Source organism: Pistricoccus aurantiacus (genome assembly GCF_007954585.1).
GTDB classification, from domain to species: Bacteria; Pseudomonadota; Gammaproteobacteria; order Pseudomonadales; family Halomonadaceae; genus Pistricoccus; species Pistricoccus aurantiacus.
In genome coordinates, this window is record NZ_CP042382.1 from 1,378,626 (window position 1) to 1,401,251 (window position 22,626).

18 protein-coding genes are annotated in these 22,626 nt (G+C 62.0%); 16 read left to right on the forward strand and 2 right to left on the reverse strand.

Annotated elements, in window-relative coordinates:
• Nucleotides 1–41 precede the first annotated feature (41 nt).
• The 10 genes from bamA to tilS all read left to right on the forward strand — a co-directional run bounded on the left by bamA (nt 42) and on the right by tilS (nt 13,472).
• Entirely contained in the window at nt 42–2,381 is a 2,340-nt protein-coding gene (bamA, locus tag FGL86_RS06675; protein WP_246131752.1) for an outer membrane protein assembly factor BamA, read from the forward strand.
• 98 nt (nt 2,382–2,479) lie between these two features.
• Nucleotides 2,480–2,983, forward strand: a complete 504-nt coding sequence (locus tag FGL86_RS06680; protein WP_147183849.1) for an OmpH/Skp family outer membrane protein — start codon at nt 2,480–2,482, stop codon at nt 2,981–2,983.
• Between the two features lie 46 nt (nt 2,984–3,029).
• Entirely contained in the window at nt 3,030–4,115 is a 1,086-nt protein-coding gene (lpxD, locus tag FGL86_RS06685; protein WP_147183850.1) for a UDP-3-O-(3-hydroxymyristoyl)glucosamine N-acyltransferase, read from the forward strand.
• Between the two features lie 104 nt (nt 4,116–4,219).
• On the forward strand, nt 4,220–4,663 hold the full coding sequence (gene fabZ / locus FGL86_RS06690) for a 3-hydroxyacyl-ACP dehydratase FabZ (RefSeq protein WP_147183851.1): 444 nt from the start codon (nt 4,220–4,222) through the stop codon (nt 4,661–4,663).
• Nucleotides 4,660–5,427 carry an acyl-ACP--UDP-N-acetylglucosamine O-acyltransferase gene (gene lpxA / locus FGL86_RS06695; RefSeq protein WP_147183852.1) on the forward strand — a complete coding sequence of 256 codons (768 nt, stop codon included), beginning with the start codon at nt 4,660–4,662 and terminating at the stop codon, nt 5,425–5,427. Before fabZ ends, lpxA begins: the two co-directional genes overlap by 4 nt.
• Before the next feature lie 218 nt (nt 5,428–5,645).
• Nucleotides 5,646–6,803 (forward strand): lipid-A-disaccharide synthase, encoded by a 1,158-nt coding sequence (lpxB, locus tag FGL86_RS06700; RefSeq protein ID WP_425468326.1) that lies wholly within the window; start codon nt 5,646–5,648, stop codon nt 6,801–6,803.
• 2 nt (nt 6,804–6,805) lie between these two features.
• On the forward strand, nt 6,806–7,399 hold the full coding sequence (gene rnhB, locus FGL86_RS06705) for a ribonuclease HII (RefSeq protein WP_147186108.1): 594 nt from the start codon (nt 6,806–6,808) through the stop codon (nt 7,397–7,399).
• Nucleotides 7,400–7,607: 208 nt separating this feature from the next.
• Nucleotides 7,608–11,102 (forward strand): DNA polymerase III subunit alpha, encoded by a 3,495-nt coding sequence (gene dnaE / locus FGL86_RS06710; protein ID WP_147183854.1) that lies wholly within the window; start codon nt 7,608–7,610, stop codon nt 11,100–11,102.
• 83 nt (nt 11,103–11,185) lie between these two features.
• Nucleotides 11,186–12,139, forward strand: coding sequence for an acetyl-CoA carboxylase carboxyl transferase subunit alpha (accA, locus tag FGL86_RS06715; protein ID WP_147183855.1), 954 nt, complete (start codon nt 11,186–11,188; stop codon nt 12,137–12,139).
• 10 nt (nt 12,140–12,149) lie between these two features.
• A complete protein-coding gene (gene tilS, locus FGL86_RS06720; RefSeq protein ID WP_147183856.1) occupies nt 12,150–13,472 on the forward strand; it encodes a tRNA lysidine(34) synthetase TilS in 1,323 nt (440 codons plus the stop codon).
• On the opposite strand, the gene FGL86_RS06725 is transcribed toward tilS, so the two are convergent.
• Entirely contained in the window at nt 13,444–15,015 is a 1,572-nt protein-coding gene (locus tag FGL86_RS06725) for a Ppx/GppA phosphatase family protein (protein ID WP_147183857.1), read from the reverse strand. The genes tilS and FGL86_RS06725 overlap by 29 nt on opposite strands.
• A 435-nt stretch (nt 15,016–15,450) precedes the next feature.
• Here FGL86_RS06725 and rho point away from each other — a divergent pair, with 435 nt between their 5' ends.
• The 6 genes from rho to FGL86_RS06750 all read left to right on the forward strand — a co-directional run bounded on the left by rho (nt 15,451) and on the right by FGL86_RS06750 (nt 21,529).
• Complete coding sequence (gene rho / locus FGL86_RS06730) at nt 15,451–16,710, forward strand: transcription termination factor Rho (protein WP_147183858.1); 1,260 nt, start codon at nt 15,451–15,453, stop codon at nt 16,708–16,710.
• 266 nt (nt 16,711–16,976) lie between these two features.
• The gene (gene ubiD / locus FGL86_RS06735; protein ID WP_147183859.1) at nt 16,977–18,449 is read left to right on the forward strand and encodes a 4-hydroxy-3-polyprenylbenzoate decarboxylase; all 1,473 of its coding nucleotides are present in this window, start codon (nt 16,977–16,979) and stop codon (nt 18,447–18,449) included.
• Between the two features lie 17 nt (nt 18,450–18,466).
• Entirely contained in the window at nt 18,467–19,273 is an 807-nt protein-coding gene (locus FGL86_RS06740) for an NAD(P)H-flavin reductase (RefSeq protein ID WP_147183860.1), read from the forward strand.
• 41 nt (nt 19,274–19,314) lie between these two features.
• Nucleotides 19,315–19,455, forward strand: coding sequence for a hypothetical protein (locus tag FGL86_RS17910; RefSeq protein ID WP_186764488.1), 141 nt, complete (start codon nt 19,315–19,317; stop codon nt 19,453–19,455).
• A gap of 452 nt (nt 19,456–19,907) precedes the next feature.
• Nucleotides 19,908–21,008, forward strand: a complete 1,101-nt coding sequence (locus FGL86_RS06745; RefSeq protein WP_246131753.1) for a 3-deoxy-7-phosphoheptulonate synthase — start codon at nt 19,908–19,910, stop codon at nt 21,006–21,008.
• Nucleotides 21,005–21,529 (forward strand): DUF3087 family protein, encoded by a 525-nt coding sequence (locus tag FGL86_RS06750; protein ID WP_147183862.1) that lies wholly within the window; start codon nt 21,005–21,007, stop codon nt 21,527–21,529. Before FGL86_RS06745 ends, FGL86_RS06750 begins: the two co-directional genes overlap by 4 nt.
• A 12-nt stretch (nt 21,530–21,541) precedes the next feature.
• Here FGL86_RS06750 and hemB read toward each other — a convergent pair whose 3' ends face one another.
• On the reverse strand, nt 21,542–22,549 hold the full coding sequence (gene hemB, locus FGL86_RS06755) for a porphobilinogen synthase (protein ID WP_147183863.1): 1,008 nt from the start codon (nt 22,547–22,549) through the stop codon (nt 21,542–21,544).
• Between the last annotated feature and the right edge of the window lie 77 nt (nt 22,550–22,626).

The window sequence follows — 22,626 nt, forward strand, 5'->3', positions numbered from 1 at the left end:
CCTCTGATAAGCGGGCAGACCAACGCGAGTGAATCGACTGCATGAAACTCAAGACTCTAGGACTGGCGGCGCTGCTGCTTTCCGGCGCCCAGGCGGCGCTGGCGGATTCTTTCACCGTCTCCGATATCCGAGTGGAAGGGCTGCAGCGGGTTTCCGCTGCCTCCGTCTTCAATGCGTTTCCGATCAGCGCCAATCAGCAGGTGAACGACCAGGAACTGGCGCAGGCGTCCAGGTCGCTGTTTGCCACGGGTCTGTTCGACGATATTCAGCTTGCCCGGGACGGCAACGTGCTGGTCATCCAGGTAGAGGAACGTCCCTTCATCACGGATATCGAGATCACCGGCAACTCCCAGATCGAGGAGGAGCAGCTGCGCAATGGCCTCAAGGAAGCCGGACTCGCGGAAGGTCAGGCCTTGGAGCGCTCCACCCTGGATGAGATCGAGCGTGAGCTCGAACAGGTCTATCAGGCTCAGGGCCGCTACAGCGCGCGGATCGATACCAGCGTCGAGGAAATCGACGAAGGCCGGGTGCGGGTCAAGATCGACATCAACGAAGGGGCGGTGGCGAAGATTCGTCAGATCAATATCGTCGGCAACCAGGACTACGACGATGACACCCTGCGGGATCTCTTCGAGCTGGAAGACAGCCCGGGGTTTTTCTTCGGCTGGTTCAGCGACGACGAATACTCCCGGGAGCGTCTGGCCGGGGATCTTGAGCGGCTGCGCTCCTGGTATCTCGACCGGGGCTACGTGAATTTCAATATCACCTCGACTCAGGTATCCATCAGCCCGGACAAGTCGCGCATCTTCGTGACCGTCAATATCGAGGAAGGCCGGCAGTACCGTCTGGACGGCATTCACTTTGCGGGCGATCTGAAGATTCCTGAATCCGAGGCGCGCAAGCTGGTCGAGGCGAAGCCGGGAGAAATCTTTTCTCGCAGCGACATCACCGCTTCCTCGGAAGCGCTGCGCTCGCGGCTGGGGGCGGAAGGGTTCGCCTTCGCCAACGTGGAGGGCGTACCTGAAGTCTCTCCCGGCGGCGATACCGTGGACGTTACCTTCCGCATCGATCCCGGCAAGCGGGCCTACGTGCGGCGCATCAATTTCGTCGGCAACACCACCACGGAAGACGAGGTGCTGCGCCGGGAAATGATCCAGATGGAAAGCGCCCCCGCCTCAACGGAACAGATCAGCCAGTCCCGCCAGCGTCTGGAGCGTCTTGGCTTTTTCAGGCAGGTCGATGTGGAAACCCGCCCGGTGCCCGGCGAACCGGATCAACTGGATGTGACCTACAACGTCGAGGAACAGCCCTCCGGTTCGATCAAGGCAAGCGTCGGCTATTCCCAGAGCGCCGGGGTCATCTATGGTGCTTCTCTGGCCCAGGACAACTTCCTGGGAACCGGCAATCGAGTCAATGTCGGCGCCCAGCGCAGCGACACTTTCACCAGCGTCAACTTCGGTTTCACCGATCCCTACTGGACCTTGAGCGGCATCTCCCGGGGTTACAACCTCTACTATCGGGAAACCGATTACGAGGACTCGGATATCTCCACCTACTCCACGGACGCTTATGGCGCCGGTATCAATTTCGGCTATCCGATCAACGAACTTTCACGGCTCAACTTCGGCGTCAGCGCGGAAGACCTGTCCATCTCCACCTACAGCGACACCAACTCGGAAATCGTGCGTTACGTGGAAGATGAAGGCGAAGACGCCCAGAGCCTCAAGCTCAGCGCCAGCTGGACCCGCAACGCCCTGAATCGCGGTATCATGCCCACCGCCGGCAGCTATCAGCGCCTGTCTCTGGAAACCGCGGTGCCCGGCAGCGACGCGGAATACTACAAGCTGCGTTACAAGGGGCAGAAACTCTTCGAACTGAGCGACACCTGGTCCCTCAAGTTCGGCACGAGCCTGGGCTACGCGGATGTGCTGGGTAGCAACGATCCCTATCCTTTCTACGAAAACTTCTTCGCCGGGGGACTGGGTTCCGTGCGTGGCTTTACCGCCAACACCCTAGGCCCGGCGACCACCGAGCGCGGTCGAGGCGACGATCGTACCCTGGGGGGCAACGTGCTGGTGGAAGGCACTGCGGAAGTGATCTTCCCGACGCCGTTCATCGAGGATCAGCGTTCCGTGCAGACCAGTCTGTTCCTGGATGCGGGTAACACCTTCCTGACGGACTGCTACGACGTGCTGGAAGGCGACGGCCCCTCCGAGTGCGAGTCGGGTGTGGAGATTGGCGATCTGCGCTACAGTGTCGGCCTGGGCGTTTCCTGGCTGACGCCGGTGGGACCGCTGACCTTCAGCGTCGCCGAACCGTTGAACGATGAAAGCGAGGACGATACTCAGGTCTTCCAGTTCTCCCTGGGTCAGACTTTCTAGATCCGGCAAGCAAAGGTCGTTGGCGGAAGCGTAGCGGTTCCGTCGAGGTCGACGGATAAGTCGTACAGAAAACTAAAGAAATCAGTGGGAAGACAACCATGCGCAAGTTGACCGGAGCTCTTTTTTTCGTCTGTTTGCTGGGGAGCCTTGGAGCACAGGCGGCGGAAGTGGCGGTACTGGATTGGCGCAAGGCGCTGCTGGATACCCAGGCGGCCCAGCGGTCGATGAATCAGCTCAAGAACCAGATCGCCGGCCAGCAGCAGGAAGCCGAGGCTCTGGGCAAGGAGTTGCAGTCGCTTCAGGAGCGGCTGCAGCGCGACGGCGCGACCATGTCCGACGCTCAGCGTCAATCCGCCCAGCAGGAATTTCAAACGAAAGGTCAGCGTTTCCAGCAGCTTCGCCAGCAGATCGCCGAAGCGCGCATGCGCTCGGAAAAGACTTTTCTCGATCAGGCTCAGCCCAAACTCGAGCGGGCGGTGGATCAGGTGATCGAACGCCACGACATCGAGGTGCTGGCGGATCGAGAGGGCGTGATTCATACGGACATCGAGCTGCTCGACGTGACCGAGGAGGTCACCGAGATTCTCAACTCGCTCAACTGAGGCTTGCGTACGGATTCCTGGTACCGCATCCCTGGCATTCCCGGTTATGAATAATAATGACATCTCTTACACGCTTCAGGCCCTCGCCGAGCATCTGGATGCCCGGCTGATCGGCGACGGTGCCCGGCAGGTCCGCGCCTTGGCGACCCTCGGTGACGCGGGGCCTGACGATATCGCCTTCCTGGCCAATCGCGCCTATCTCAAGTATCTGCCCGGTACCCGGGCCGGCGCCGTTCTGCTGCACCCCAGTCACGCGGACGAGTGCCCCGTTGCCTGTCTGACCCTGGACAATCCCTATCTGGGCTATGCCCGGCTCTCGCGGTTGTTCGATCCCCTGGCTGCCCGCTTCGAGGCCGGCGTGCACGAAAGCGCCATCGTTTCTCCGAGCGCCAGGATTGGGGAAAACGTGCAGATCGGCCCCCAGGCGGTGATCGAGGCGGGCGTCGTGATCGAACGGGACGTGGTCGTCGGTCCTGGCTGCGTGGTGGGCGCGGATAGCGTGATCGGCGAGGGGTCACGCCTGCACGCCAACGCCACCGTGGCTCACGGGGTGATGATCGGCAAGCGCACCATTCTGCACAGCGGCTGCGTGATCGGCGGCGACGGTTTCGGCTTCGCCCACGATGGCAGCCGCTGGCACAAGATTGCCCAGCTCGGCGGCGTGGTGCTGGGGGACGACGTGGAGGTCGGCAGCTGCTCGAGCATCGATCGCGGGGCGCTGGGAGATACGCTGATCGGCAATGACGTCAAGATCGACAGCCAGGTGCAGATCGCCCATAACGTCCAGATCGGCGATCACAGCGCCTTGGCGGGCTGTGTGGGCATCGCCGGATCCACCCGAGTGGGCCGCCACTGCATGCTGGGCGGCGGGGTGGGGCTTTCCGGTCATCTGACCCTCTGCGACGGGGTGCAGGTCACCGGCATGAGTCTGGTGAGCCATTCGATCCACGAGCCCGGCGTCTATTCCTCCGGCGCCGGCGGCACCATGCCCAACAGTCAGTGGCGCAAGAACGCCGTGCGCTTCAAGCAGCTCGATGCCCTCGCCAAGCGCCTGTCGCGTCTCGAAAAACGTAGGGACGAGAAACCTGACGTCGAAAGGCAGCGCGACGAGAAATACAAGGACGATAGTTGAGCTAGACAGGCCGGTGCCAGCTGTCGTCGAGCACGCAACTCGAGGAGCTGGCGGATTCATGCCCGTTCGGAAGTGGGCATTTCGCTATTTCAGAGGTTGCATCGATGGTAATGGACATCAATCAAATCCGAGAGTATCTGCCCCACCGCTATCCGTTCCTGCTGGTGGATCGGGTGCTGGAGCTGGACCTGGGGGAGCGCATCGTCGCCTACAAGAACGTCAGCATCAACGAGCCGTTCTTCAATGGCCATTTCCCGCACCATCCGATCATGCCCGGGGTGCTGGTGGTGGAAGCTCTCGCTCAGGCCTGCGGTATCCTCGGCTTCAAGACCGTCGACAAGCGCCCGGCGGACGGCTATGTCTATTACCTGGTGGGCAGTGACAACGTGCGTTTCAAGCGCCCGGTCATGCCCGGCGATCAACTGCTTCTGGAAGCCAACGTGATGCGCGAGAAACGCGGCATCTGGAAGTTCGACTGCAAGGCGACGATAGACGGTGAGATCGCTTGCGCGGCGGAAATCATCTGTGCCGAGAGGAAGGTCGCTTGATTCATCCCACAGCCATCGTCGACCCCAAGGCTCACCTGGACGAAGACGTGGAGGTGGGGCCCTTCACGGTCATCGGACCGGGCGTCACGATACGCCGTGGCAGTCGTATCGGCCCCCACGTAGTCGTTAAAGGGCCTTGCGTGCTTGGCGAACGCACTCGCATCTTTCAATTCGCCTCCGTGGGGGAGGACTGTCAGGACAAGAAGTACGCCGGCGAGCCGACCCGTCTGGAACTCGGTGACGACAACGTGATTCGCGAATGCGTTACCCTGCATCGCGGTACCGTGCAGGATCGCGGCGTCACCACCATCGGCAGTCGCAACCTGTTCATGGCCTACGCGCACGTGGGTCACGACTGCGTGATCGGCGACGACTGTATTCTCGCCAACCAGGTCACCCTGGCGGGACACGTCAAGCTCGGCGATTCCGTGGTGCTCGGTGGCCTTTCGGCGATCCACCAGTTCTGTCACTTCGGCGAGCACGCCATGGCCGGCGGCGGCTCGATCATCACCAAGGATACCCCCGCCTATGTGATCATCAACGGCAATCCGGCCAAACCTTATGGACTCAACCTTGTGGGACTCAAGCGACGCGGGTTTTCCAGCGAGGCGATCAACGCCCTCGGCGAATGCTACAAGCTGGTCTATCGCAAGGGCTTGACCGTGGAACAGGCCTTGAGCGTCATCGACAGCCGTTTCAACCTGCCGGAAACCCGAACCTTCGCCGAATCCATCCGCGTATCGACCCGCGGGATTCTTCGCTAAATCATGGGCCAAGTGGCGCCGAGAACCCGTTTACGAGCTAGCGAGTTAGAGCCAGGCGAGGCAAATTCGAACGAAAAAGCGGAGTTTACATGGAGTAAATGAGCATTTTGAGATCGAATTTAACGACGAATGGCCGACACGCAGCAGATCGTAAGCAGGTTCTCAAGGTCTATCTGGTCGCCGGCGAACTCTCCGGCGACCTGCTGGGCGCCAGCCTGATGCGCGCGCTGAAGGCGCTGGGCCGGCCGATACTGTTTCGCGGCATCGGCGGCGCCCATATGCAGGCGGAAGGGTTCGACAGCCGCTATCCGCTGGAGACGCTTTCGGTGATGGGCCTGGTGGAAGTGCTCAAGCACCTGCCGAAACTCATCAAGGTGCGCCGGGAGCTGATCCGGGACGCCCTGGCCTGGCAGCCGGACATCATGCTCGGTATCGATGCGCCGGATTTCAATCTGGGCCTGGAGCGGCGGCTTCGCGAGGCGGGGGTGACCACCGCCCACTATGTCAGTCCTTCCGTCTGGGCCTGGCGCCAGGGCCGAGTCAAGGGAATCGCCCGCTCCGTGGACGCCATGCTGACCTTCCTGCCCTTCGAGGCTGCCTTCTATCGGCGTCACCAAGTGCCGGTCGCCTTCGTCGGCCATCCCACCGCGGATGAGCTGCCGCTGGAAAATGATCGTCTGGGAGCTCGCAAAGCCCTAGGGCTCTCGGAGAACGCGCCGCTTCTGGCGGTGCTGCCCGGCTCCCGAGGGAGCGAGATTCGCTTTCTCGGCCCGACCTTTCTCGAGGCGGTGGGCCTCCTGGCGGAGCGAACTGCCGATCTCGAGGTGGTGATTCCCGCGGCGACCTCCCAGCGTCGTCAGGAACTCGATGCCTTGTTGAAAGCATTTCCCGATCTCGAGCCACGGGTCACGGTGCTCGACGGTCAGGCCCGAGAAGCCATGATCGCCAGCGATCTGGTGCTGCTGACCTCCGGCACCGCTGCCTTGGAAGCCATGCTGTGTCATCGCCCCATGCTGGTGGCCTACAAGATGGCACCGGCCACTCATTGGTTGGCTCGGCGGCTGGTCAAGACCGAGTGGATTTCCCTGCCCAACCTGATCGCCCGGGAAACCCTGGTGCCGGAGCTGATCCAGGACGCCGCCAGCCCTCAGGCCATCGCCGACGAACTGGCGGCCCTGCTGGAAGACGAAAGCGCACGCAGCGCTCTGGAAACGCGCTTTGCCGAGATGCACGCCGGGCTGCAGCGAGGAGCAAGCCGTCGGGCCGCGGAGGCCATCATGGCCTTGATCGAGGGACGTGAGCTTCCGCCAAGCGTCGATGCAGAAGCGATTTTCGACGATACGGCTCAGCAAGGCTCGCGAGGCAGCGCGCCGTGACAATGAACCATCCGCCGTTACTCATCGATTACTCAGGACCATTCCTGGCCGGCGTCGACGAGGTGGGCCGCGGGCCCTTGGTAGGCGCGGTGGTGGCCGCGGCGGTAATTCTCGACCCGAATAACCCCATCGAAGGACTCAAGGATTCCAAGGCGCTGAGCGCCGAGCACCGGGAGCGGCTTGATAGCGAGATTCGCCGTCATGCCCTGGCCTTCGCCATCGCCGAGGCCTCGGCCCTGGAAGTCGACGAACTCAATATCTATCATGCCACCCACCTGGCCATGCGTCGGGCGGTGGATGCCTTGGCGCCCCAGGCGGAATATCTGCTGGTGGACGGCAACCGGCTGCCGGGTCATCATCTTCCCGGTCAGGCGGTGGTCAAGGGGGATGCCCGACATCCGGCCATCGCCGCGGCGTCGATCCTGGCCAAGGTGGCCCGGGACTGCCAGATGGTCGCCCTGGACGCTCGACACCCTGAGTACGGCTTCGCTCGTCACAAGGGTTATCCCACCGCGCAGCATCTGGCCGCTCTTGAACGCCTGGGGCCATTGGCGGAACATCGCAGGAGCTTCGCCCCTGTAAGAGCATGCTTGTGATCTGCTGCGTGTCGGCCATACGTCGTTAAATTCGATCTCAAAATGCTCATTTACTCCGTGTAAACTGCGCTTTTTCGTTCGAATTTGCCTCGTCTGGCTCTAACTCGCTAGATCGCAAACAAGCTCTTAAGAGACAGCTTGCGCTCCTGTAGTGACCGGCGGTGGGTATCAACCGTCTTTCTGTTCATCTTCTCTTCACGAGTTCGCCATGTCTTTTGTGCATCTTCGCGTTCATACCGAGTATTCCCTGGTCGATGGCCTGGTGCGGCTCAAGCCGCTGGTCAAGCGAAGCGCGGCGCTCGGCCTGCCGGCTCTGGCGGTGACGGACGAGACCAACCTGTTCGGTCTGGTCAAGGCCTACAAGGCGGCTCAGGGGACGGGTCTCAAGCCGGTGATTGGCGCGGATTTCTGGCTCGACAATCCCGGCGACGAGGGCCGCCCTTACCGGCTGACCCTTCTGGCCATGGACAATCAGGGCTATCGCAACCTCACGGAACTGATTTCCCGCTGCTGGATGGAAGGCCAGCGGCTGGGCCGGGCGCTGCTCAAGAAGGAATGGGTGTTCGCCCAGAGCGAGGGGCTGATCGCGCTTTCCGGGGGCCGGGAAGGGGAGATCGGTCGCCATCTGCTGACGGATCATCAGGCTCAGGCGCGAACCCTGCTCGAGGAATGGCGCGACCATTTCTCCGGACGTTTCTACCTGGAACTGATCCGCACCGGACGACCGGAGGAAGAGGACTGCCTGCATCTTAGCGTCACCCTGGCGGAAGAGATGAATACCCCGGTGGTGGCCACCAACGACGTGCGCTTTCTTGCACGGGAAGACTACTGGGCCCACGAGACCCGGGTCGCCGTCGGCGAAGGCAAGGCCCTGGACGATCCTAGGCGGGAGAACCGCTACAGCGAAGAGCAGTACCTGAAAAGCCCGGAGGAAATGGCGGAGCTGTTCGCGGACATTCCCGAAGCGCTGGAAAACAGCGTGATGATCGCCGCCCGTTGCAACGTCGAGCTGCGCCTGGGGGAATACTTCCTGCCGGAGTATGAAATCCCCGAGGGCATGACCCTGGACGAGTTCTTCCGCCAGGTGTCTCACGACGGCCTGACAAAGCGTCTGGACAAGCTGTTTCCCGCCGCGTGCCATCCCCGGGAGAGCGAGGACTGGCAGTCCACGGAAAAGCTCTATCGGGAGCGCCTGGATTTCGAGCTGAACATCATCCTGCAGATGGGCTTTCCCGGCTACTTCCTGATCGTCATGGACTTCATTCAGTGGGCCAAGGACAACGACGTGCCGGTGGGGCCGGGGCGCGGCTCCGGCGCCGGGTCGCTGGTGGCCTACGCGCTGCAGATCACGGATCTCGACCCTTTGGAATACGATCTGCTCTTCGAGCGCTTCCTCAATCCGGAGCGAGTGTCCATGCCGGACTTCGATGTGGACTTCTGCATGGAGAAGCGCGACAGCGTCATCGATTACGTGGCCAGCCGCTACGGTCGCGACGCGGTTTCCCAGATCGTCACCTTCGGCACCATGGCCGCCAAGGCGGTGGTGCGGGACGTGGCCCGGGCCCAGGGCAAGCCCTATTCCCTGGGGGACAAGCTCTCCAAGCTGATTCCCTTCGAGGTGGGCATGACGCTCACCAAGGCTATCGACCAAGAGCCGGCGCTCAAGGAATTTCTCGATTCCGACGAAGAGGCTCAGGAAATCTGGGAGATGGCCCTGCAGCTCGAAGGCATCACCCGAGGCACCGGCAAGCACGCCGGCGGCGTGGTGATCGCCCCTACCAAGCTCACGGATTTCTCGCCGCTGCTTTGCGATGAGCACGGCAACGGTCTGGTGGTGCAGTTCGACAAGAATGACGTGGAAGAGGCCGGCCTGGTCAAGTTCGACTTCCTGGGGCTGCGTACTCTGACCATCATCGACTGGGCCCTGGAGATGGTCGACAAGGTGCGGGGGGCGGCGGGAGAAGCGCCCCTGGATATCACCGGCATTCCCCTGGACGACGCCCCCACCTTCGCCATGCTCAAGAAGGCGGAGACCACCGCGGTGTTCCAGCTGGAATCCCGGGGCATGAAGGAGTTGATCAAGCGCCTGCTGCCGGATTCCCTGGAGGACATGATCGCCCTGGTGGCGCTGTTTCGCCCGGGACCGCTGCAGTCCGGCATGGTGGACGACTTCATCAACCGCAAGCACGGCCGTGCGGAACTGGCCTATCCCCACCCGGACTATCAGCACGAGCTGTTGAAGCCGGTGCTCGAGCCCACCTACGGCATCATCCTGTATCAGGAGCAGGTGATGCAGATCGCCCAGGTGATGGCGGGCTACAGCCTGGGCCAGGCGGATCTGCTGCGCCGGGCCATGGGCAAGAAGAAGCCGGAGGAGATGGCCAAGCAGCGCGCTGGCTTCATGGAAGGCTGCGCCGAAAACGGCATCGACAAGGATCTGGCGGGGAACCTCTTCGATCTGGTGGAGAAGTTTGCCGGCTACGGCTTCAACAAGTCCCACTCCGCCGCCTATGCCCTGGTCTCCTATCAAACCGCCTGGCTGAAAGCCCATTATCCCGGGCCTTTCATGGCGGCGGTGCTGTCCACGGAGATGGACAATCTGGACAAGGTGGTGCCCTTGATCGAGGAGTGCCGCCACCTGGGGCTGACGGTGACGCCGCCGGACGTCAACATGGGCGGCTACAAGTTCAGCGTCGACGAGGAGGGTCGGGTCGTCTACGGCCTGGGGGCGATTCGCGGGGTGGGGGAAGGCCCCATCGGCGCCATCGTCGAGGCCCGCGGCGCGGACGGCCCCTTCGAGGACCTGTTCGATTTCTGTCGCCGGGTCGATCCGCGCCGGCTCAACAAGCGCACCCTGGAAGCCCTGATTCGCTCCGGTGCCCTGGACAGCCTGGGGCCGAGCCGCGCGGTGCTGGCGGCGGCGCTGGAGGATGCCTTGAAGGCGGCGGCCCAGAATCACGCCAACCAGAGCCTGGGCATGCTGGACATGTTCGGCGAGGCCTTCGTCGATACCGCCGAGGAGGACGCCTACGCGGAGTATCGCGGCGCTCGCGAGTGGTCGGACAAGCAGCGCCTATCCGGGGAGAAAGATACCCTGGGGCTCTATCTCACCGGCCATCCCATCGACGAGTACGAACAGGAACTCTCGCGCTTCGTCGCCACCCGCATCGCGGATCTCAAGCCGTCTCGGGAATCCCAGCGAGTGGCGGGGCTGGTGGTGGCGAGCCGCACCATGAAGTCCAAGCGCGGCGACACCATGGCTTTTCTCACCCTGGACGACCGCACCGGGCGTATCGAGGCGTCCCTGTTCGGCGAGATCTACGAACGGCTTCGCGGACAGCTTTCCGAAGATCAGGTGCTGATCGTCGAGGGGGAGGTGGCAAGCGACGACTATTCCGGCGGCCTGCGGCTGCGAGGCAAGGAGGTCACCCTGATGGTCGAGGCCCGAGCAAGATTCGCCCAGGCGGTGGAACTCAGCCTGGACGGCGCCCGGGCCAACGGCGGCCTGATCGACAGCCTGCGCCACAGCCTCGCTTCCTTTCAGGACAGCGAAGGACTGCCGGTGCGGCTCAGGTATCGCAACGCTCGGGCCGCGGGCTGGCTCGAGCTTTCCGAGGATTGGAAGGTGGCCCCCAGCGACGCCCTGCTCGGTGCGCTCAGGGAAGTGGAAGGACAGGACGGCGTGAGACTCAAGTACCGCTAGCGGAAGGTCGTTTGCGCCGTGGACACAAGCTGCGATAATGCCGGTCACTTTATCAACCGTTTTCCGCCAACAAGCTGACACCTATGAACCCCAACTATCTGGATTTTGAACAGCCCATCGCCGAGCTGCAGGCGAAGATCGAGGAGCTGCGGCTGGTCGGCAACGATAGCCAGATCAATATCAGCGAAGAGGTCGCCCGGCTCGAGGAAAAGAGCAAGAAGCTGACGGAATCGATCTTCAAGGATCTTACTCCCTGGCAGGTTTCCCAACTGTCACGGCATCCTCAGCGGCCCTATACCTTGGACTATCTCGAGCACGTGTTCACGGATTTCGATGAGCTGCACGGCGATCGCTATTATGCGGACGATGCGGCCATCGTCGGCGGCGTGGCGCGACTCGACGACGAGTCGGTGATGGTGATCGGCCATCAGAAAGGCCGCGAGGTCAAGGAAAAGGTGCGGCGCAATTTCGGCATGCCAAGGCCGGAGGGCTACCGCAAGGCCTGCCGGCTGATGGAGATGGCGGAGCGCTTCAGGATGCCGGTGCTGACCTTCATCGATACGCCTGGCGCCTACCCGGGCATCGACGCGGAAGAGCGCGGCCAGAGCGAAGCCATCGCCTACAACCTGGCGGTGATGTCCCGGCTCAAGACGCCGATCATCGCCACCGTGGTAGGAGAAGGCGGCTCCGGCGGAGCCTTGGCCATCGGTGTCTGCGACGAGCTAGCGATGCTGCAGTATTCCACCTACTCGGTCATCTCTCCGGAAGGCTGCGCCTCGATTCTGTGGAAGAGCTCGGAAAAGGCGCCGGAAGCCGCCCAGGCCATGGGCATCACCGCCTCCCGCCTCAAGGAGTTGGGCTTCGTCGATACCTTGCTCAAGGAGCCCTTGGGCGGCGCTCACCGCCACCCAGTGGAGATGGCTAACGCGGTCAAGGAATCGCTCTTGGCAGGGCTCGAACGGCTTCAGACGCTTTCCATCGATGAACTGTTGGCCAGGCGCTATGAAAAGCTGATGAGTTTCGGCGCCCCCGCCTGAAGCGTTCACCATGTCACTGCAATCGCTGATCGATAACGCCCTGGCGGCTACCCCGCCGGGGCGTATCGTCTGGGTGGCGCTATCCGGCGGGCTGGATTCCTGCCTGCTGTTGAGCCTTGCCTGCGACGCCGCTCGGCGTTTTCCACGTCCCATTCACGCGCTGCACGTCAATCATGGCCTGCAGAGGGCAGCGGACGGTTTCGAGAACCACTGTCGCCGGCTGTGTTCGCGCCTGGGGGTGCCGCTGTTTATCGAGCGAGTACGGATCGATCCACAGGCAGGGCTAGGACTCGAAGGTGCTGCCAGAGAAGCGCGCTATAGCGCCTTCGCCAGGCGTGTGGAGCCGGGCGAAACCCTGTGGCTCGGTCAGCATGCCAGCGATCAGGCGGAAACCTTCCTGCTGGCGGCGCTGCGCGGTAGCGGCGTGCGCGGCCTGGCGGCCATGCCCAGGACCAGGGATTGGCGAGGTCGCAGGTTGCAGCGGCCGCTGCTGGCGCTGACCCGGCGACGGCTCGAAAGGGATGCCGTCAGGCGCGAGCTTCAGTGGGTGGAGGATCCCAGCAACGATGACCTCAGTCTGGATCGCAACTTTCTGCGACATGGGGTCATGGCTCAGTTGAGAACTCGATGGCCCCAGGCGGAAACCTCGCTGGCCCGGGCCGCGACACTGGTCGGCGAGGCGGATGCGCTGCTTGAAGAGCTCGCCGAACTTGACCTGGCTAGCGCCGGCGGCAACCCTGCCGAACTTCCTCTCGCCATGCTGGCCGCGCTTTCCCCGGCGCGCCAGCGGCTATTGATACGTCACTGTTGTCGACGTCTGGAACTGGCGACACCTCCGGTCCGGCGGTTGGAAGCCCTGCTGGAGCAGCTTGCCGCCAGACGGGATGCCCGAGTATGTATTGCCTGGCCTGGCAAGGCGGCGCTCGACGCGGAAGCGTCTGATGCGGAGGCTCGCCTATGGCGTGGGCATCTTTACTTGCATGCCTCGTCGGTCAGCCTGGATGCAGCCTGGCAGTCTTGCTGGGACGGCAAGCGCTCCATAGAGACGCCGTTCGGTCACTTGTCCGGCAGCCTGGAACGGGATGACGGCGGCTCGGTGGCGGTGACGCTCGCGCCGCGACGAGGCGGTGAGCGGATGATGCTTGCCGAACGCGGCTCGCGGGATCTCAAGCGGCTGCTGCAGGAGGCGAGCGTTCCCCCTTGGCGGCGAAACCAGCTGCTGCTGGCCTTCGATCGAGAAACGCTGGTGGCGGTTCTCGATCCGCTGGAAGAGACGACGCTTTACCAGGCGCCGGGTTGGCGGGTCAGGAATATTCGAGTCTTGAAGCGTTAGCCACGTCGACGCTCAGACGAAAACCGGCGGCGTCCTGATAGGCGATTTCGCGTTCCAGGTCGTGAATCAGCAGGGCCTGGGCCGCAAGTTCCGTGGAAAGCGTCAGTTGCAAGGCGTCGTTTTCATCGCACGCTAGGCGGAAGGCGCTGACCGACGCCGCCGGGCGGGAATGGTGAAAGATCGCCGCCAGGCGCAGCAGCCTGGCCAGGCGTCCCAGCAAGCGACGCTCCCGATCGGGTAGCGCCTGGTAATCCTGAAGAGGGAATCTACGCCGGTGAGCGCGCACCAGAAAGGCCATGGCGCGCTGCTGGGGCAGGGAAAACCCCGACAGATCGGAATGGGTCAACAGATATTGGCCGTGGCGATGAAATCGATGGTAGGAAATCGCCTGGCCGATTTCATGAAGCTGCGCCGCCCACCATAGCAGCTGCTTGGCTTCGTCGGGGATTCGCCAGCTGTCTTGTACCTGATCCAGGCAGTGCCGGGCGCAGGCAGCGACGTTGTCTCCCTGAGACCCATCGATTCCATAGCGCTTGCGTAGCTTATCGAGAATGGCTGGATGCGGGGTCTCGGCGGCGCTGCGTTTCAGCAGATCGTACAGTACACCCTCGCGAAGGGCGCCGTCCGAGTAACGCATATGCTCGAGTTCGAACGCTTCGAAGATGGCGCCGAGAATTGCCACGCCCGCGGGCAGGATATTGGCACGATCCGCCTTCAACCCCGCCATCTCCACGCGGTCGAGCCTCCCGCAGACAATCAGGCGCTCGCGCAGCGCCTTGAGTCCCTCGCGCTTGATGATACCTTCCGGGCGTTTTCCGCTGGCGGCAAGTACCGCGCTGATCGCCTTGATGGAGCCGCTGGCGCCGATCGGATCCTGCCAGCCCAAGGCTCGGTAACGAGGGCGAATAGGCGCCAGTTCGGAAAGGGCGCTAAGCTCAGCCTGACGAAAACGTTTCGCGTTGATCTCGCCGCCTGACGTTCCGTTATCGAAAAACTGCCGGGTATAGGAAACGCAACCCATGTCGAGGCTTTCCAGCGCCAAGGGCTTGAAGCCTTCACCGATGATGTATTCCGTCGAGCCCCCGCCGATATCGACGATCAGTCGGCGTTCCTCGGTTTCCGCGACGTCGTGGGCTACCCCAAGGTAGATCAATCGGGCTTCCTCGCGACCGGCAATGATCTCGATGGGATGACCGAGCAGCGCCTCGGCAGGCTCGATCAGCGCCTGGCTGTTGACGGCATTGCGCAGTGCATTGGTGCCAACGATACGCACCCGGTCCATGGGCACGCCTTCCAGACAAGGTGCGAAACGCGCAAGACAATCCAGCGCTCGCTGGATGGCGTCGTCGCTCAAACGCCCCTCCTCATCAAGACCGGAGCCCAGCTGTACTTTTTCACCCCGTTTGGTGATGACCTGCAGCCGGCCCTCCAGGTCATGCGCTACCAGCAGATGAAAGCTGTTGGAGCCGAGATCAATCGCCGCCAGCAGATGCGGTTCGCGCTGCGGACCCGGAGTCTCGAGGAAGGGGGTTGGACGGGTCATATGAATTCCTTGTCATGTCGCCTGCTCAGGTTGCGACCACCCCAATGGCTTGTCAACGTGGCGAATGCACGCAAACATCGAGGCGGGGCTTGCGTTTGTTGCCTCGCTTGACTACCATCGACCTGTCGGCCCGTTCCATATATTTCTCGACCGCTTCACGGTATCCACCCTCGGGTGATGTATCACGGTCATAGTCTAAGTCGTCAAATACCAAGTCGTCAGACAGCCCGCTGACCCAAACGGCGATTCACGCAAGTACAGTACTTCCCTCGATTTCAGGTATCGTTCTCCTCCCCGGAGGGCGCTCGCCGAACATGGCTTGCGAGTGAATGCCCAGGGCTCTGAACGCATCATGCGGCATATTGCCTTTCGCTTCTTCCTGTCGTTTTCCGGCGCCTGGCCATCACGTTGACACGAGCAATCTCTAACGAACCGATGAATCTTACCGAACTCAAGCAAAAGACCGTGCCGGAGCTATTGGCTATCGCCCAGGACATGGGTATCGATAACCTGGCGCGCTCACGCAAACAAGACATCATTTTTGCCATTCTCAAGAAGCATGCGAAGAGTGGTGAAGACATCCATGGCGATGGCGTGCTGGAGATTCTTCAGGACGGCTTCGGCTTTCTACGTAGCGCTGACAGCTCCTACTTGGCGGGCCCGGACGATATCTACGTCTCTCCTTCGCAAATCCGTCGTTTCAATCTGCGCAAGGGCGATTCCATTGCCGGCAAGATTCGACCTCCCAAGGAAGGCGAGCGCTATTTCGCGCTGTTGAAGGTCAGTCAGATCAACTTCGATCGCCCGGAAAACGCCAAGCACAAGATCCTCTTCGAGAACCTGACGCCGCTGTTTCCCGATGAACGCCTGGTGATGGAAATCGGCAATGGCTCCAAGGAAGATCTTACCGCCCGAATTATCGACCTGACCTCTCCTATCGGCAAGGGCCAGCGCGGCCTGATCGTCTCGCCGCCCAAGGCGGGCAAGACGCTGATGCTGCAGAACATCGCCACTTCCATTACCCGCAACAACCCGGAATGCCATCTGATCGTGCTGCTGATCGACGAGCGACCGGAAGAAGTGACGGAAATGTCCCGCACCGTGCGCGGTGAGGTGGTAGCCTCGACCTTCGACGAGCCGCCGGCGCGACACGTGCAGGTCGCGGAAATGGTCATCGAGAAGGCCAAGCGCCTGGTGGAGCACAAGAAGGACGTGGTGATCCTGCTGGATTCCATCACCCGTCTGGCCCGGGCCTACAATACCGTGGTACCCAGCTCCGGCAAGGTGCTGACCGGCGGTGTCGACGCCCACGCCCTGGAAAAGCCCAAGCGCTTCTTCGGCGCGGCGCGCAACATCGAGGAAGGCGGCAGCTTGACCATCATCGCCACGGCGCTGGTGGACACCGGTTCGAAGATGGATGAGGTAATCTTCGAGGAGTTCAAGGGCACCGGTAACATGGAAGCCCATCTGGACCGCAAGCTGGCGGAAAAACGCGTCTATCCCGCGTTCAATATTCGCCGTTCCGGCACCCGCCGGGAGGATCTGATCGCCTCGGAAGACGAGATGCAACGCATGTGGATCCTGCGCAAGCTGTTGAATCCCATGGATGACGTAGCCGCCACGGAATTCCTGATCGATCGGTTGAAGGACACCAAGACCAATCTGGAGTTTTTCGAGGCCATGAAGCGGCGTTGATTCAGCCTGCTGCGCGCGACGGCCGCTTCTTCACGTCTTGTCTGCTCTGCATGAGGACAGTTTGACGTGAGCGGCGTCGAGGAAAGGTCGGCTGCGAAGGTCCTTTTCCATGGATGGAAAAGGTAGCGCCTAGGGAAGGGTTCATAGCGCCTTCGCAAAGGCCTGGGCTCGAGAAAGCCGCGATGATGATTGCCACCAGGCCAGGCAGTACAAGAGGGAGCGGCATGCTATGCTGCTCCTTTTGTGTTTTGGCGTGGAAACATTCCATGAAATATAAGGACCTACGGGATTTTATCGCGGCGCTGGAGGCTCAGGGAGAGCTGGTGAGGGTGAGCGCCGAGGTAGACCCTTATCTGGAAATCACCGAAATCTGCGATCGCACCCTGCGTGGCGGTGGCCCGGCGCTGCTGTTCGAGAACGTCAAGGGTCATGACATGCCGCTGCTGGGCAATCTGTTCGGCACGCCCAGACGGGTGGCACTGGGCATGGGGCAGGACAGCGTGGCCGCGCTTCGCGAAGTGGGGGAGCTTCTGGCGTTTCTCAAGGAGCCGGACCCGCCCAAGGGCTTCCGCGATGCCTGGGACAAGCTGCCGATCTTCAAGCAGGTCATGAGCATGGGGCCAAAGATCCTGCGCCATGCGCCGGTGCAAGAAGTGATCCTGGAAGGCGAAAAGGTCGATCTCGATAAACTGCCGATACAGCACTGCTGGCCCGGCGACGTGGCGCCGCTGGTCACCTGGGCGCTGGTGGTGACTCGAGGGCCGCACAAGAAACGCCAGAACCTTGGCATCTATCGCCAGCAGAAGCTAGCCAAGAATCGGCTGATCATGCGCTGGCTGTCCCATCGCGGCGGCGCCCTGGACTTTCAGGAATTTCAGAAGGCGAACCCCGGCGAGCCGTTTCCGGTAGCGGTAGCCCTTGGCGCGGATCCGGCGACGATTCTCGGCGCGGTGACTCCGGTGCCAGATAGCCTCTCGGAGTACGCCTTCGCCGGATTGCTTCGAGGCTCGCGCACCGAGCTGGTCAAGTGCGGCCATGCGGATCTGGAGGTGCCGGCTTCCGCGGAAATCATTCTGGAAGGTTTTATCTACCCGGATGATATCGCGCCGGAAGGCCCTTTCGGCGATCACACCGGCTATTACAACGAGGTTGAATCCTTTCCGGTGTTTACCGTGGAGCGCATCACCCATCGGCGCAACCCGATCTATCACTCCACTTATACCGGTCGCCCGCCGGACGAGCCGGCGATTCTCGGCCTGGCGCTCAACGAAGTGTTCGTACCGATTCTGCGCAAGCAGTTTCCGGAGATCAATGACTTCTATCTGCCCCCGGAAGGCTGTTCCTACCGCATGGCGGTGGTGACCATGAAAAAGCAGTATCCGGGCCATGCCAAGCGGGTAATGATGGGGGTGTGGAGCTTCCTGCGCCAGTTCATGTATACCAAGTTCGTGATCGTGCTCGATGACGACGTGAACGCTCGAGACTGGCAGGACGTGATCTGGGCGATCACTACCCGCATGGACCCGGCCCGAGACACGGTAATGGTGGAAAACACGCCCATCGACTATCTGGATTTTGCCTCGCCGGTGGCGGGGCTGGGGTCGAAGATGGGCCTGGATGCGACGAACAAGTGGCCCGGCGAGACGGATCGCGAATGGGGAAATCCGATTGCCATGGACCCGGAGATCAAGGCCAGGGTCGAGGCGCGCTGGACAAGTCTCGGGATCGATTTGGCCTAATCCAAGACGAGGAAACTATGACTGCAAGGACGGTGATCTGCCAGATAACCGATGTCGAAGAGCTTAGTCAGGATGTCTTTCGCGTTCACCTGCAAGGGCGCGCTCAGGCGCTGGCTCATGCGCCGGGCCAGTATCTCGAACTTGCTCTTGATGACGATACCTGGGTGCCGTTCTCCATCGCCAATGCAAATCGTGGCGACGGCACCCTGGAGCTGCATATTCAGCACTGGCCGGAGCGCAGCAATTCCGCGCGACTCAAAGAGATGATGCGACACGCGACAAGACTGACCCTGCGTCTTCCCGGCGGTGAATGCGTCCTGGAGCCGGATAGCCGCCGCCCCTTGCTGCTGATCGCCGCCGGCACCGGTTTCGCCCAGATGAAGGCCATTCTCGAAGCGGCTCTTGCCGCGGACAGCGAGCGTCCTGTCGATCTCTGGTGGGCGGTGCGGGAGCGGCGGGATCTCTACCTGGAAACCCTGCCCCGGGAGTGGGCGGCGCGCTATGCGAATTTTCATTTCCACGTGGCGGTGGAGGCGAATATCGAGAACGACTTCGATGCGCCCGGTGTGACGGCGCATCAAGGACGTATCGATCAGGCGCTGGTGCGCAATCTCACCGACCTGAGCCAGCACGATGTGTTCATTTCCGGCTCGCCGGGTATGGTTTACGCCTGTGTCGATGCCCTGTCACCCCTCGGCTTGAAACCGGAGCGCGTTTTTTCCGATGTGTTCAGCTATGCGCCTCGGGTGCATGATATTGACGATGGAGACGATTCCGCCAAGCGCGGCGGGGATGATCTTCCATCGATACCACGAGATATTTGAGGTAAGATTTTTTTGTTCAACGACTTGCAAGGAGCAGCACCATGGCGAATAGCGACAAGAAGTTTCGCGACAGTACGGGTTTTTTAGGGCTTTTCCTGATACTTGTCGTACTCGTCGGAATGGCGCTATTGCCCGGTGTCATCGGCCTGGTGCTCGTCCTGGGCGACTCGGGTATCTTTTGATAGCCTCCGCCTCTTGCCAAGCGGCATCAGCGGTGTAGGATAAACGGCAGTTTCAGGAGACCATCATGCCAAGCGTCAAGCGTTTGAACTCGTCGATTCATGCCGATGTATCCGCACGCCTTGGCTACCGGCAGGGTAACTATTGGTTTAGCGCCGGTGCGCGAGCGGTAACTTTGATCTGACTACCGCCAGGCGCACCCCGCAACCGGGTTGCCGCCACTGCATCATGACCCCCGTCGGCATCCCGATCGGGGGTTTTTTAATGACTGCAGACCAAAGAGGAAAGACATCATGACCGATCGAATCGCTGACATTGCCAAGCCAGGGGACTTTTATCTTCCTTATCGCGGCTGGCGATATAGCGGCCTCCGGTCGGTTCAGTCCGCCGCCTCCGGCCGGGGCAAACAGGGTGGCTCTATCGGCCTATGTTTATCGCGTTGTCGGAGTTGATCATGAATACCGTTGCCTTGCCTGAATTGAAGACTTCCACCTGTCGGGAGAATGCTCCCATCAATATCGACTGCCGCGCCAGCGCGCCTGCTTCCAGTGAGCTCGTGCTGCCCACCCCTCGCGAGCTACGCGAGCATCTGCCCGTCGATCCCGCCCTGAGTCGCCGTATCGCAGAGCAGCGCGAAGCGGTTCGCGCAGTGCTTGAAGGCCGAGACGAACGCCTGCTGGTGGTGGTCGGGCCCTGCTCGGTTCATGATCCGCGCGCCGCGCGAGAATATGCCGAACGCCTGGCGGGCCTGGCGTCTCGGGTCAGTGACAGGCTGCTGCTGGTGATGCGGGTCTATGTGGAAAAACCCCGCACCACCGTGGGCTGGAAGGGGCTCGCCTACGACCCTGGGCTGGATGGCAGCGATGACATGGCCTACGGACTCGCGCTCTCTCGAGAACTGCTGCGGGATATCGCGGCCCAGGGTCTACCGCTGGCCACGGAGCTGCTGCAGCCCATGGTGGCGCCGTATTTCGACGATCTGTTGAGTTGGGTGGCCATCGGCGCGCGCACCACGGAGTCCCAGGTTCACCGCGAGCTGGCCAGCGGCCTGGAGGCGGCGGTGGGCTTCAAGAACGGCACCGACGGCGGTATTCAGGTGGCCATCGACGCCATGCGCGCCGCGGCTCATGGCCATCGACATTTCGCGGTGGATCTCGACGGTCGCCCGGTGATGCGTCAAACCCCGGGCAATCCTCATGCGCACCTGGTGCTGCGCGGCGGTCACGGGGCGCCCAACTATCAGGCTGACAAGGTGGCTGTCTGTCGTCACGCGCTGGAGGCGGCGGGGCTTTCCCCGGCGATGATGGTGGACTGCAGTCACGCCAATTCCCGCAAGGATCATCGCCGTCAGGGCGAGGTGCTGCTGGACGTGCTGAATCAGCGACTGCAGGGCAATCGCGATCTGATCGGCGTGATGCTGGAAAGTCATCTGTTCGAAGGCAGGCAGCCCCTGAATCCCCAGGCGCTGCGCTATGGGGTTTCCGTGACGGATGCCTGTATCGGTTGGGAAATGACGGAGCATTTGCTGACCGTGGCCGCAGAGCGCCTGAAATGATGTTCCGCCTCGAATCCGTGGACGCGCGGCAGTATCGGCACAAGTCGAAACGTGTCGGCTGGACCATGGCTGCGCTGCTGCTGGTGTTCGGGCTGGCGTTCTCTCAGCTGCTGGTGCAAAGCTTCGGTTCGAGCTTCTGGCTGAATGCTCTGGGGGTGCTGCTGGGACTGCTGGCGACCAGTCTGATCTTTGCCTGGTGGCGTCGCCGGCCCGATATGGCGGAAGTCCGCTACGTGACGCGGCTCAAGCAGCATCTTGCCCGAGTCAGCGCTCATCTATCCACATTGCGTCAGGCAAGCCGGCAGGGGGATGTTCGGGCTCTGGACCTGCTGGCCTTCTATCATCAGGGCATGGCCCAGCTGGAAACGCTGGAAGGACGTACCATGGATGACGACGCGGAGCGCCTGGCGGAGAGGCTTGAATTGCGCAAGCAGCGCCAGCTGCATGGTTTGCCTGAAGAGGTCGCTGGTTTCGATCCCGCGGAGCTCGACGCCTTTCGGCGCTCCGAGCCCCGCACATAGAACCCGTTCAGGTCATGACGCCAGCAGTCTGGCCGCGCGCTTGGCGAAGTAGGTGAGCACGCCGTCCGCGCCGGCGCGCTTGAAGCAGGCCAGGGATTCGAGAATCACGCTGTCCGCGTCCAGCCAGCCGTTCTCGAAGGCGGCCATGTGCATGGCGTATTCGCCACTGACCTGATAGGCGAAGGTCGGCACCTTGAGCTCCTGCTTGATCCGCCACACCACGTCCAGATACGGCATGCCCGGCTTGACCATCACCATGTCCGCCCCTTCCGCCAGATCCAGGGCGGTTTCCTGCAGGGCCTCGTCGCTGTTGGCCGGGTCCATCTGATAGGTGCTCTTGTCCGCCTTGCCCAGGTTAGCGGCGGAGCCCACCGCGTCGCGGAAAGGGCCGTAATAGCGCGAGGCGTACTTGGCGCTGTAGGCCATGATCCGGGTATTGTGCAGCTGCTCTCGCTCCAGCACGGCGCGAATCAGTCCGATACGACCATCCATCATGTCCGAGGGCGCGACCACGTCCGCCCCGGCTTCCGCATGGGAAAGCGCCTGCTTGATCAGAGTGTCCACGGTGCGATCGTTCTGCACGTAGCCCTGCTCGTCGAGGATACCGTCCTGGCCGTGGCTGGTGTAAGGATCCAGGGCGACATCGGTGATGACCCCAAGCTCCGGGCAGGCCGCTTTCAATTCGGCGACGCTTCGCTGCACCAGTCCACTGGCGTTGTAGGCTTCTTCCGCCAGCTCGCTCTTGAGCGCCGTATCGATTACCGGGAAAAGCGCCAGGGCCGGGATGCCCAGCGCCTGGGCTTCCTTGGCTTCCTCGATCAGCAGGTCGATGGAGAGTCGCTCCACCTCCGGCATCGAGGCGACGCTTTCACGACGATTCTTGCCGTCGAGAACGAACACCGGCCAGATCAGATCGTTCGGCGTCAGGGTGGTTTCCCGCATCAAGCGGCGAGAGAAGTCGTCCTTGCGCATGCGACGCAAGCGCGCGGTAGGATATTGGCGGGAAGTCGAAAAGCTCATGAGAATCCTCCGAACAGGAGCGACCGAGGCTTGTCATCCAAGCGCAGCAATAGCGTGACGCCAGGCCAGGCTACAAT

Excerpts from the sequence above, each read along its gene's own strand:
- bamA (WP_246131752.1), top strand. The coding sequence starts at position 42 with ATGAAACTCAAGACTCTAGGACTGGCGGCGCTGCTGCTTTCCGGCGCC.
- FGL86_RS06680 (WP_147183849.1), top strand. The coding sequence starts at position 2,480 with ATGCGCAAGTTGACCGGAGCTCTTTTTTTCGTCTGTTTGCTGGGGAGC.
- lpxD (WP_147183850.1), top strand. The coding sequence starts at position 3,030 with ATGAATAATAATGACATCTCTTACACGCTTCAGGCCCTCGCCGAGCAT.
- fabZ (WP_147183851.1), top strand. The coding sequence starts at position 4,220 with ATGGTAATGGACATCAATCAAATCCGAGAGTATCTGCCCCACCGCTAT.
- lpxB (WP_425468326.1), top strand. The coding sequence starts at position 5,646 with ATGCGCGCGCTGAAGGCGCTGGGCCGGCCGATACTGTTTCGCGGCATC.
- rnhB (WP_147186108.1), top strand. The coding sequence starts at position 6,806 with ATGAACCATCCGCCGTTACTCATCGATTACTCAGGACCATTCCTGGCC.
- dnaE (WP_147183854.1), top strand. The coding sequence starts at position 7,608 with ATGTCTTTTGTGCATCTTCGCGTTCATACCGAGTATTCCCTGGTCGAT.
- accA (WP_147183855.1), top strand. The coding sequence starts at position 11,186 with ATGAACCCCAACTATCTGGATTTTGAACAGCCCATCGCCGAGCTGCAG.
- tilS (WP_147183856.1), top strand. The coding sequence starts at position 12,150 with ATGTCACTGCAATCGCTGATCGATAACGCCCTGGCGGCTACCCCGCCG.
- FGL86_RS06725 (WP_147183857.1), bottom strand. The coding sequence starts at position 15,015 with ATGACCCGTCCAACCCCCTTCCTCGAGACTCCGGGTCCGCAGCGCGAA.
- rho (WP_147183858.1), top strand. The coding sequence starts at position 15,451 with ATGAATCTTACCGAACTCAAGCAAAAGACCGTGCCGGAGCTATTGGCT.
- ubiD (WP_147183859.1), top strand. The coding sequence starts at position 16,977 with ATGAAATATAAGGACCTACGGGATTTTATCGCGGCGCTGGAGGCTCAG.
- FGL86_RS06740 (WP_147183860.1), top strand. The coding sequence starts at position 18,467 with ATGACTGCAAGGACGGTGATCTGCCAGATAACCGATGTCGAAGAGCTT.
- FGL86_RS17910 (WP_186764488.1), top strand. The coding sequence starts at position 19,315 with ATGGCGAATAGCGACAAGAAGTTTCGCGACAGTACGGGTTTTTTAGGG.
- FGL86_RS06745 (WP_246131753.1), top strand. The coding sequence starts at position 19,908 with ATGAATACCGTTGCCTTGCCTGAATTGAAGACTTCCACCTGTCGGGAG.
- FGL86_RS06750 (WP_147183862.1), top strand. The coding sequence starts at position 21,005 with ATGATGTTCCGCCTCGAATCCGTGGACGCGCGGCAGTATCGGCACAAG.
- hemB (WP_147183863.1), bottom strand. The coding sequence starts at position 22,549 with ATGAGCTTTTCGACTTCCCGCCAATATCCTACCGCGCGCTTGCGTCGC.